We start from the raw sequence: 3232 nt of genomic DNA, 5'->3' as shown, positions 1-3232 counted from the left end.
GCCGGACTACTGGCGCTGGGACTGCTGCTGGCAACCGGCGTCGGGATGGTCAGCTGGCTGTTCGCTCGCCCCTTCCTGACCACTGCACACGGCCATGTCTCGCTGCCGCTGATCGGCGAGTTCGAGCTGGCTTCGGCGATGGTTTTCGATCTCGGCGTGTACGTGGTAGTGGTCACCGTGGTGGTGACGGTTCTCTCCGGACTTGGGCAGCTGTCGGCACGCGCTCACGGCCAGATAGTGGAGGTCTGATGGAAGTCCTGCTGTCGATCGCCATCGGCGTGCTCACCGCCTGCGGCGTTTTCCTCATCCTGCGCGCGCGCACCTTCCCGGTACTGCTCGGCTTGACCCTGCTGTCGTATGCGGTAAACCTCTTTCTCTTCGCCAGCGGTCGTCTGCGCATCGACGCACCACCGCTGATTCGCGCCGGTGCCCGCTACGCCGACCCCCTGCCGCAGGCCCTGGTGCTCACCGCCATCGTCATCGGTTTCGGGATGACCGCCTATCTGGCGATCCTCGCCTTGCGCGGCTTGTCCGAATCGGGCGCCGACCACGTCGACGCCCGCCAGGAACCATGAACGCCAACGCGCCGATCCTGCCGATCCTGATTCCGTTGCTCGCGGCGCTGCTGCAAATGGTTTCCGGTCGACTGGCGTTCCAGCGCGCGGTCGGCCTGCTGGCGACGGCGCTGCTGCTGCTGGCCACCGGCTGGCTGACGCTGCTCGCCGACGACGGCGTGTTGCGGGTGTACGCGCTGGGCGACTGGCCGGCGCCCTTCGGCATCGTGCTGGTGGTCGATCGGCTGGCTGCAGGGATGACCCTGCTCACCGCCGTCCTCGGCTTTCTGGTGCTGCTCTACGCCAGCGCCGGCTTCGACGAGGAAGGTTTGCATTTTCACCCGCTGTTCCAGTTTCAACTGCTCGGCCTGGTCGGCGCATTTCTCACCGGCGACCTGTTCAACCTCTTCGTCTTCTTCGAAATCATGCTGCTCGCCTCCTACGTGCTGCTGGCGCACGGTGGCGGTCTGGCCAGAACCAGAGCGGGAATCACCTACGTGGTGCTCAACCTGGTCGGCTCGGCGCTTTTCCTGATCGCGCTGGGCCTGCTCTACGGCACACTGGGCACCCTGAACCTGGCTGATCTGGCACGCGTCCTGGCCTTGCCCGGACACGATCAAGCCCTCGCCAGGCTGGCCTTTGCGTTGCTGATCGCAGTCTTCGCGCTGAAAGCGGGGCTGCTGCCGCTGTCGTTCTGGCTGCCGCACACCTACTCCGCGGCCGGCGCGCCGGTCGCCGCGCTCTTTGCGATCATGACCAAGGTCGGCATCGTCGCCATTTTGCGCGTGCAGGCGATAGCCCTGGCACCGGTGATGCCCGATCTGCTCGACAACTGGCTGACTACCCTGGCGCTGGCCACGGTCGCCTTCGCCGCACTGGGCGCGCTCGCCGCTCCCCGTCTCAAATCCCTCGCCGCCTGGCTGGTCCTGCTCTCGGCAGGCACCCTGCTGCTGACGCCCGCGCAGGCGAGTGCCGGCGTCAGCGCCGCGGCACTCTATTATCTGGTGCAATCGACACTTGCCGGCGCGGCCTTGTTTCTGTTGACCGGCATCATCGCCGAGCAGCGTGGCAAGGCGGCCGATCAGTTCATGGCCGGGCCGCCCCTGCCATCGGTCTGGCTGAAAGTCGCCTTCCTGGTCCTGGCGACAACGCTTGCTGCCTTGCCGCCCTTCTCCGGCTTCATCGGCAAACTGATGCTGCTGACGAGCATGCGTGACGTAGCGGCAGGAACGGCGGTGTGGGTGGTCGTGCTGACGGCGGGGTTCGTCGTCATGGCCGCGCTGGCGCGCGACGGCTGCTATCTGATCTGGAAGCACAGGGCAGCCGCCCAGCCACTGGTGGTCGAGCCGATCGGCTGGCAACGGGTGACCGCCACACTGCTCCTGGTCGCTGCCGGACCACTGCTGGCCGTGCTGGCGCGCCCGCTGTCCGACTACACCATGCGCGCTGCCGAACAACTGCATGCGCCTGGCGCCTACGTGACCGGCGTGCTCCGGCCAGGCGCAGCGAACAACGGCCGCGAGGCGAAACCATGATGCGCACGCTTCTACCACGTCCCGGCTCGTCACTCACCGTTCTCCTGCTGTGGACCGTGATCACCAATGCCGCTTCACTCGGTCTGCTGCTGCTTGGCTGCCTGCTGGCCATCGCCATACCTCTGCTGACCCGCCGTTTCTGGCCGAATCCTCCTCGCCTGGTCCACCCCTGGCGGGCGTTGCGCTTCCTGGGTATCTTCGCCAGCGACATCGTCACCGCCAACTTGCGCGTTGCGCGCCAGATCATCGGGCCGCTGCACCGGCTGTCTCCCGCCTTCGTCGAGGTACCGCTCGATCTGCGCGATCCGTTCATCGCTACCCTGCTCGGCAGCATCGTCTCGCTGACCCCGGGAACGGTATCGATCGACGTCGACCAGCAGCGCTGGGTGCTGCTGGTCCATGCCCTTGATGCACCCGACCCGTCGGCACTGATAGGCGAGATCAAGGAGCGTTACGAGTTGGCACTGAAGGAGATCTTTGCATGCTGAACGCCGCCATCGAAATTGCCTTCGTCCTGATTGGCGCCGCCCTGGCGCTCAACCTTTATCGACTGCTACGCGGACCGGATACGACCGATCGTATCCTGGCTCTCGACACCATCGGTATCAACAGCATCGCCCTGTTGGTGCTTTACGGGATCAGCAATGCCAGTACGGCCTACTTCGAAGCGGCACTCCTGATCGCCCTGCTGGGCTTCGTCGGCACGGTCGCGCTATGCAAGTTTCTCTTGCGCGGAGATATCAGCGAATGAGTACGGCGACCGAATTCACTATCGCGGCGCTGATCCTCGTCGGCGCGCTGTTCGTCCTGCTCGGCTCCATCGGCCTTGCCCGACTGCCCGATTTCCTGATGCGTCTGCACGGCCCGACCAAGGCCACGACCCTGGGTGTCGGTGCGATGCTGCTCGCGTCGGCACTCTTCTTCTCGGCCGATGACAACGCAGGGGTCAGCCTGCACGAACTGGCGCCACTGTTCTTCCTGTTCATCACTGCGCCGGTCACCGCTCACCTGCTTGCCAAAGCTGCGCTGCATCGGCAGTCCACAGCGCAGCACGCCGCACCCGAAGGTCAACCGCGGGACACACCCTGAACGGCAGCCGCCAATCCCGCACAGGCGAAGACTATGGCGTAGGGCGTGCCAGCG

General features: G+C 65.5%; 6 protein-coding genes. All 6 read left to right on the top strand.

What is annotated here, in order from left to right:
- The coding region (locus RUW20_RS01925) for an MnhB domain-containing protein (RefSeq protein ID WP_313950504.1) at positions 1-249 on the top strand (249 nt) is incomplete at its 5' end.
- A complete protein-coding gene (locus RUW20_RS01920; protein ID WP_313950503.1) occupies positions 249-575 on the top strand; it encodes a Na+/H+ antiporter subunit C in 327 nt (108 codons plus the stop codon). The genes RUW20_RS01925 and RUW20_RS01920, both read left to right, overlap by 1 nt.
- A complete protein-coding gene (locus RUW20_RS01915) occupies positions 572-2089 on the top strand; it encodes a monovalent cation/H+ antiporter subunit D (protein ID WP_313950502.1) in 1518 nt (505 codons plus the stop codon). Before RUW20_RS01920 ends, RUW20_RS01915 begins: the two co-directional genes overlap by 4 nt.
- Positions 2086-2577 carry a Na+/H+ antiporter subunit E gene (locus tag RUW20_RS01910; RefSeq protein WP_313950501.1) on the top strand — a complete coding sequence of 164 codons (492 nt, stop codon included), beginning with the start codon at positions 2086-2088 and terminating at the stop codon, positions 2575-2577. The genes RUW20_RS01915 and RUW20_RS01910 overlap by 4 nt, the downstream gene beginning before the upstream one ends.
- Positions 2571-2840, top strand: a complete 270-nt coding sequence (locus tag RUW20_RS01905) for a K+/H+ antiporter subunit F (RefSeq protein ID WP_313950500.1) — start codon at positions 2571-2573, stop codon at positions 2838-2840. Before RUW20_RS01910 ends, RUW20_RS01905 begins: the two co-directional genes overlap by 7 nt.
- The gene (locus RUW20_RS01900) at positions 2837-3178 is read left to right on the top strand and encodes a Na+/H+ antiporter subunit G (protein WP_313950499.1); all 342 of its coding nucleotides are present in this window, start codon (positions 2837-2839) and stop codon (positions 3176-3178) included. The genes RUW20_RS01905 and RUW20_RS01900 overlap by 4 nt, the downstream gene beginning before the upstream one ends.
- Positions 3179-3232 lie beyond the last annotated feature (54 nt).

This window comes from Accumulibacter sp., from assembly GCF_032229525.1.
Taxonomy (GTDB): Bacteria; Pseudomonadota; Gammaproteobacteria; order Burkholderiales; family Rhodocyclaceae; genus Accumulibacter.
This window is presented reverse-complemented; position numbering and strand designations above follow the sequence as displayed.

What these genes read in the sequence shown, in the direction of transcription:
- RUW20_RS01920 (WP_313950503.1), top strand. Translation starts at nt 249, where the DNA reads ATGGAAGTCCTGCTGTCGATCGCCATCGGCGTGCTCACCGCCTGCGGC.
- RUW20_RS01915 (WP_313950502.1), top strand. Translation starts at nt 572, where the DNA reads ATGAACGCCAACGCGCCGATCCTGCCGATCCTGATTCCGTTGCTCGCG.
- RUW20_RS01910 (WP_313950501.1), top strand. Translation starts at nt 2,086, where the DNA reads ATGATGCGCACGCTTCTACCACGTCCCGGCTCGTCACTCACCGTTCTC.
- RUW20_RS01905 (WP_313950500.1), top strand. Translation starts at nt 2,571, where the DNA reads ATGCTGAACGCCGCCATCGAAATTGCCTTCGTCCTGATTGGCGCCGCC.
- RUW20_RS01900 (WP_313950499.1), top strand. Translation starts at nt 2,837, where the DNA reads ATGAGTACGGCGACCGAATTCACTATCGCGGCGCTGATCCTCGTCGGC.